This window comes from Microcystis sp. M53602_WE12 (assembly GCF_030065455.1).
GTDB classification, from domain to species: domain Bacteria; phylum Cyanobacteriota; class Cyanobacteriia; order Cyanobacteriales; family Microcystaceae; genus Microcystis; species Microcystis aeruginosa.
In genome coordinates this window covers 1-5,481 of record NZ_JASJFB010000471.1, presented here as the reverse complement: position 1 = coordinate 5,481, position 5,481 = coordinate 1, and the positions used below count along the sequence as shown (strand labels likewise).

Below are 5,481 nucleotides of genomic sequence, written 5' to 3'. Positions count from 1 at the left end.
GTTAAATGTTCGAGAGTGGGACTGTCCGAACTGTGGGACACACCATGACCGAGATATTAACGCCAGTAAAAATATTTTGGCCGCAGGGCTTGCGGTGTCAGTCTGTAGAGCGACCATAATACCAGAACAGAGTAAATCTGTTAAGGCAGGTGCGAAAAATCCTTCGGGAAAGAAGCAGAAACCCAAATCGTGAGGTTTGGGAATCGCCGTCCGTTTTACGGCGGCGAGGATGTCAAGACCACTACGCCGCGTATTTCCCCCCAAAGACCCCAGGGTTTCACCGGTCGCCCCTCGGTTCCCCTCTCGGTCTATCGAGAATTGGTCAAAGAATTGCAGGCCACCCAGGCACGGGTGGAATTTCTAGAAGCACAAAACCAGCAACTTGTCAAGAGTAATCGGCAATTACGTCAGGATGGCAAGTGGTGACTTTAATCGATAATCGCAGAGTCCTGTAGGGGCGAAGCATTCGGGTATAACCCATCCCTGAAACCGTAGATTTCCTGTCCGAATGCTTCGCCCTTACTTTTTTAGCAAGTCCTAACCAATTCAGGTAAAGGTTCAGGACCTACCCATCTACCTTGTTTCCAGATTTCCTCATCCTCTACCGGTAACGCATCGGGATCGGAACGGGCAGCTTGATCTATTTCCTCTTCGGTCATCTTGTTGAGACGTTCCCTCTCTTTTAGTTTTTCCGTGCCGGACTCGATGACGATTTTCTCTTGGCTACCGTCCTTTAAGAAAACTGTAATACGCTTTTCGTTTACGCTCATTTGCCCTCCTAGCACTAATTAATCGACACGATTTGCCTCTTAAGGTATATACAAGGCAATAGACCTGTTTTTCAAGTTCTCCAAACGCTATCGTCCGTTTTTCGCCATAACCCCTACGATTATCTGGGATTTCGTAAAGAAAAGTATCGAAAAGATCGAGAATTTCCTCAAAGTCCACATTATGTTTTTCTATGTTAGAACACCGCTTGCTCTCATCCCATTCAAACGAGTCAAGCTTCATAGTTTATCAGTTAAGCCTATAGAAAACCTTTTAGTCTTGAGATAATATTAGGTAGAGATCTGATGGTCTCCGAACCCAATTGGTAGGGCGATAATCAGGCCAGACCGTGGAAACCGTGTGTTTAAGTCAGAGGATAGGGGAGAATGGCAGCGATAGAGAAGGGGGCTAGGGGTGAATAATGGAATTCGATGTATTTCTCTGTCACAATGGTCAGGACAAACCTGAAGTTAAAAAGATTGCCGAAACCCTCAAACAACAAGGTCTAACCCCTTGGCTAGATGAGTGGGAACTACAACCCGGACTGCCTTGGCAGCGAGAACTTGAGAAGCAGATTCAAAACATCAAGTCAGCCGCCGTTTTTGTGGGGGGAAGTGGCATCGGCCCCTGGCAACAGATGGAGATCGAAGCCTATTTACGCCGCTTTGTCAGGAACCAGTGTCCAGTCATACCTGTTCTGCTATCCAATGCGCCCGAGCAACCAGAGCTGCCACTTTTTCTGGAGGGAATGACTTGGGTGGATTTTCGGCGTTTGTCTCCCAAACCTATGGAGCGATTAATTTGGGGAATCACAGGAATTAAACCTCGTTCCCCTCTTGAATTAACTTCCGAAAATTCAAAAACCCCCAATAAAGAGGAGCAGATTAAGCAGATACTTCCAGTTCAGTCCCAAACTTTTACCTTTGAAACCTTTACTGTCAACCCCAATGGTAAAGTCAGCCCACCCGAAAGCAAAACCGCCCGCTACTACAGCGAAGATTTGGGCAACGGCATCACCTTAGAAATGGTTGCCATCCCGGGGGGAACTTTCCTGATGGGAACAGAAGACGAGGAAATCGAAAGACTGGTAAAAAAATTTGGTTGGGAAGGATTTAGATGGGAAAGACCTCAACATCGAGTAACCGTTTCTTCTTTCTACATGGGACGTTATCCCATCACCCAGTCCCAGTGGAAAGCGATCGCCGCAACCGCTAAAATAGACATCGACCTAGAGACAAACCCTTCTAACTTCAAAGGGGATGAGCTACCCGTAGAAACAGTCAACTGGTATCAAGCAACGGAATTCTGTAAACGACTATCAAGGGAAACAAAACAGGAATACCGACTACCGAGTGAGGCAGAATGGGAGTACGCTTGTCGTGCTGGAACCACCACCCCATTTTACTTTGGGGAAACCATTACTGGGAAATTTGCCAACTACCGTGCCAGTAATACCTACGCCGATGAACCGAACGGAGAATATCGACAACAAACGACTCCCGTGGGACAATTTCCCCCCAATGCCTTCGGGCTATACGATATGCACGGCAATGTCTGGGAATGGTGCGCCGATACTTGGCACGATAACTATGACGGTGCGCCGACGAATGGCAGTGCTTGGATAGAAGATGGGAATGATAATCGTTCTCCTCTGCGGGGCGGTTCTTGGTGCAGCATTCCGGGTTACTGCCGTTCCGCTTTCCGCAGCTACGCCAGCCGCCGCGACGACTTCAACTACAGCTACGGTTTTCGGGTGGTGTGCGGTGCTGGGAGGACTTTGTAACCCTTTTTCTCTTTTTTTCCCTTTTTACCCTCATTTCCTTTTCTGGAATTTTTTTGGGCAAATATAGTACAAGTGTATTGATTTAGGGGTGGTCAATTACCTAGGGTTTGCTGAAAAAGTAGGGGCGAAGCATTCGGACAGAAAATCTGAGTAACCCACAGAAAACGGGTTTCTCCGAGAAACCCGTTTTCTGCTAACTGCACATATCTAACTACTTCCTGCCTTAGTTAACAGTTCCCATCTGTTGCCCCTAAGCTTTCTGTTCCTGTTTAGATTTATGTAGGGGATCCATATAAATCTCTAAGCGCTTAAATACCACAGAGGAAAGGGTAGTTAAAACCAAATAAACTAAAGCAACGGCTATATAAATCTCGAAAGCTTTATAGGTAGTGGCTACCATTAACTGACCTTGCCGGAATAACTCTTCAAAACCGATTACTGCCGCTAAACTGGTATCTTTAATTAGGGTGATAAATTCATTCCCCAACGGTGGCAACATCCGGCGAAAAGCTTGGGGAAAAATCACCTCGTGCATGGTTTGCACTGGGGACATTCCTAGACTAGAACAAGCTTCCCATTGACCATTATCGATCGATTGAATACCGCCGCGCATAATTTCAGCTAAATAGGCCGCCACATTTAAACTTAGGGCAAATAGGGCCGCCGGTAAACGATCTAAGTCGATATTTAAGCCAATTTCTCGGAACAACCCTGGCAAACCAAAATAGATCAAGAATAATTGCACCAGCATCGGTGTTCCCCGAAAGAAATCCACATAGATGCGGCAAATTATTTTTAACCATTTGTAGGGAGAAATCAGGGCAATAGCCACTAAAGTTCCACCGATTAACCCGAAAAGAAAAGACAGAACTGTTAACAGAATTGTCCAGGGAACCCCTTTAAAAATCAGGTTATAGAATAATTCTCCCCAGTTAAAACTTGATTCCTGTAAATTATTTAAAGCTGGGGCAACTAAGGGTAATTCTGGCGGTTTTTCTCCAAACCATTGCCGAAAAATAGCATCGTACCGACCACTTTCTATGACTCGACCGAGAGCATCATTAATTAACTGGAGATAGGGGGAATTTTTGGGTAAAGCAATGCCGTAGAATTCCTCCGTTAATAATTCTCCGACTACTTTTACTCCCCGTAAACCCGCTTGTTTAATTGCATACAAAGTCACGGGTTTATCGTTAACTACCGCCTCAACTCGACCATTAATTAATTCCTGCAAAGCTAAAGCCGCCGAGTCAAATTGACTAACTGTTGCCCCCGGTATTTTTGTCGCTTCTAAGGCTCCCGTTGTGCCAATTTGGACGGCAATTCTTTTGCCTTTTAAGTCTTCAAAATTTTTAATTGTCTTATTATCTTCCCGAACAGCGATCGCTAAACCAGCCCTAAAATAAGGTCGAGAAAAAGAAATCGCTTGGGCGCGTTCGGCGGTGATAGTCATGCCACTAATAGCGGCTTCCACTGTTCTCGCTTGTAGAGCCGGAATAATGCCATCAAAGGGTAAATTTCTAAAGTCAATGTTGAGATCGGCTTCCTTGCCAATCGCCCGCATTAAATCGATATCAAACCCAGTTAATTGTCCCGCTTGTTGAAATTCAAAGGGCGGAAAAGTCGCTTCTGTGGCGACTCGAAAAGGATTAGGAGGGGTCTGAGAAAAAGCCGGAATAACAGTTAATCCGAGCGCTAAAACTAATCCTAACAAGGCAAAGATAACTCTCTGTACCGCCCGCCCTCGCCAAAATTTAATCATTTTTTAATTGTTTCTCCTTGATTTTTTCGCTCAACTAAGTTAGTAATTTCGTCCTACTTCCCACCCAAGACAGATGTAGAGAGACTATTTGAGTATTATGATTATTCCTCTTGATAAAATGTCGTCAAGGATACAATCTAGCAGAAACTAATCTGGATACTTTTATACAGAATGTAAAATTTTTTACGAGAGGACATCATGACCACTACCCCCCCTGTGATTGTTAGTGAAGGTTTACGCAAAAGTTACGGCTCTTTAGAGGTACTCAAAGGAGTTACAGGCACTCTTTATCAAGGGGACGTGGTATCGGTAATCGGTCCCTCTGGCTGCGGCAAAAGTACCTTTTTACGCTGTCTCAATCGTTTGGAAACAATTAACGGTGGCCGCTTGGAGGTGATGGGAATCGACATCTCTTCCCCGAAGTTAAATCAATCAGTCCTCCGCAATTTACGCAGCCGGGTAAGTATGGTGTTTCAACACTTTAATCTTTTTCCCCATCTCACCGTTTTACAAAACTTGATGTTAGCCCCCAAGCAAGTGTTACACCACTCGGAAAATGAGGCTAAGGATACGGCAATTCAGTATCTGGAAAAGGTGGGATTAGCCCCAAAAGCCGATGTTTATCCCGACCAATTATCGGGAGGCCAAAAACAACGGGTGGCGATCGCTCGCAGTCTCTGCATGAAACCAGAGGTGATTTTATTTGATGAACCCACTTCGGCCCTGGATCCGGAATTAGTCGGGGAAGTGTTAAACGTTATGCGTCAATTGGCCGATGACGGTATGACTATGGTAGTCGTCACCCACGAAATGCAGTTCGCTAAGGAAGTCTCTAACAAGGTTTTGTTCTTTAATCAAGGTGTCATCGAAGAAGCAGGTGATCCCGACACCTTCTTTAATCATCCCCACAGCGAGCGCTTACAAGCCTTTTTAAGTCGCATCAATAGTAATTAGGGTTTGCTCAATTCAGGAGTCAGTATTCTCCGAGTCAGTATTCAGGAGTCAGGAGTCAGGAGTCAGGAGACAGGAGACAGGAGACAGGAGACAGCTTTTTTCTCCTCACACCCCACACCCTACACCCCACACCCTACACCCCACACCCCACACCCTACACCCCACACCCTACACCCCACACCCTACACCCCACACCCCACACCCTACACCCTAC

At 45.7% G+C, this 5,481-nt stretch carries 7 protein-coding genes and 1 pseudogene; 5 read left to right on the top strand and 3 right to left on the bottom strand.

Annotated features, from left to right (window positions below):
* Both PX482_RS15670 and PX482_RS15665 read left to right on the top strand, forming a co-directional pair.
* On the top strand, positions 1 to 193 hold a 193-nt coding region (locus PX482_RS15670), incomplete at its 5' end, for a zinc ribbon domain-containing protein (protein ID WP_288122661.1).
* The gene (locus PX482_RS15665; protein ID WP_288096789.1) at positions 190 to 426 is read left to right on the top strand and encodes a hypothetical protein; all 237 of its coding nucleotides are present in this window, start codon (positions 190 to 192) and stop codon (positions 424 to 426) included. The genes PX482_RS15670 and PX482_RS15665, both read left to right, overlap by 4 nt.
* 101 nt (positions 427 to 527) lie before the next feature.
* On the opposite strand, the gene PX482_RS15660 is transcribed toward PX482_RS15665, so the two are convergent.
* Both PX482_RS15660 and PX482_RS15655 read right to left on the bottom strand, forming a co-directional pair.
* Positions 528 to 770 carry a hypothetical protein gene (locus tag PX482_RS15660; RefSeq protein ID WP_061430133.1) on the bottom strand — a complete coding sequence of 81 codons (243 nt, stop codon included), beginning with the start codon at positions 768 to 770 and terminating at the stop codon, positions 528 to 530.
* Complete coding sequence (locus PX482_RS15655) at positions 724 to 1,011, bottom strand: BrnT family toxin (RefSeq protein ID WP_287692979.1); 288 nt, start codon at positions 1,009 to 1,011, stop codon at positions 724 to 726. The genes PX482_RS15660 and PX482_RS15655 overlap by 47 nt, the downstream gene beginning before the upstream one ends.
* A gap of 178 nt (positions 1,012 to 1,189) precedes the next feature.
* Between PX482_RS15655 and PX482_RS15650 the strand changes: the two genes are divergently transcribed.
* On the top strand, positions 1,190 to 2,551 hold the full coding sequence (locus PX482_RS15650; RefSeq protein WP_288096793.1) for an SUMF1/EgtB/PvdO family nonheme iron enzyme: 1,362 nt from the start codon (positions 1,190 to 1,192) through the stop codon (positions 2,549 to 2,551).
* Between the two features lie 250 nt (positions 2,552 to 2,801).
* On the opposite strand, the gene PX482_RS15645 is transcribed toward PX482_RS15650, so the two are convergent.
* Positions 2,802 to 4,313 carry an ABC transporter permease subunit gene (locus PX482_RS15645; RefSeq protein ID WP_288096796.1) on the bottom strand — a complete coding sequence of 504 codons (1,512 nt, stop codon included), beginning with the start codon at positions 4,311 to 4,313 and terminating at the stop codon, positions 2,802 to 2,804.
* Between the two features lie 198 nt (positions 4,314 to 4,511).
* On the opposite strand from PX482_RS15645, the gene PX482_RS15640 reads away from it, so the two are divergent.
* On the top strand, positions 4,512 to 5,267 hold the full coding sequence (locus PX482_RS15640) for an amino acid ABC transporter ATP-binding protein (RefSeq protein ID WP_288096798.1): 756 nt from the start codon (positions 4,512 to 4,514) through the stop codon (positions 5,265 to 5,267).
* Positions 5,268 to 5,270: 3 nt separating this feature from the next.
* A pseudogene (locus PX482_RS15635) lies at positions 5,271 to 5,481 on the top strand (hypothetical protein); the annotation flags it as partial.

Coding starts and splice junctions, on each gene's coding strand:
- PX482_RS15660 (WP_061430133.1), bottom strand. CDS start 770: ATGAGCGTAAACGAAAAGCGTATTACAGTTTTCTTAAAGGACGGTAGC.
- PX482_RS15655 (WP_287692979.1), bottom strand. CDS start 1,011: ATGAAGCTTGACTCGTTTGAATGGGATGAGAGCAAGCGGTGTTCTAAC.
- PX482_RS15650 (WP_288096793.1), top strand. CDS start 1,190: ATGGAATTCGATGTATTTCTCTGTCACAATGGTCAGGACAAACCTGAA.
- PX482_RS15645 (WP_288096796.1), bottom strand. CDS start 4,313: ATGATTAAATTTTGGCGAGGGCGGGCGGTACAGAGAGTTATCTTTGCC.
- PX482_RS15640 (WP_288096798.1), top strand. CDS start 4,512: ATGACCACTACCCCCCCTGTGATTGTTAGTGAAGGTTTACGCAAAAGT.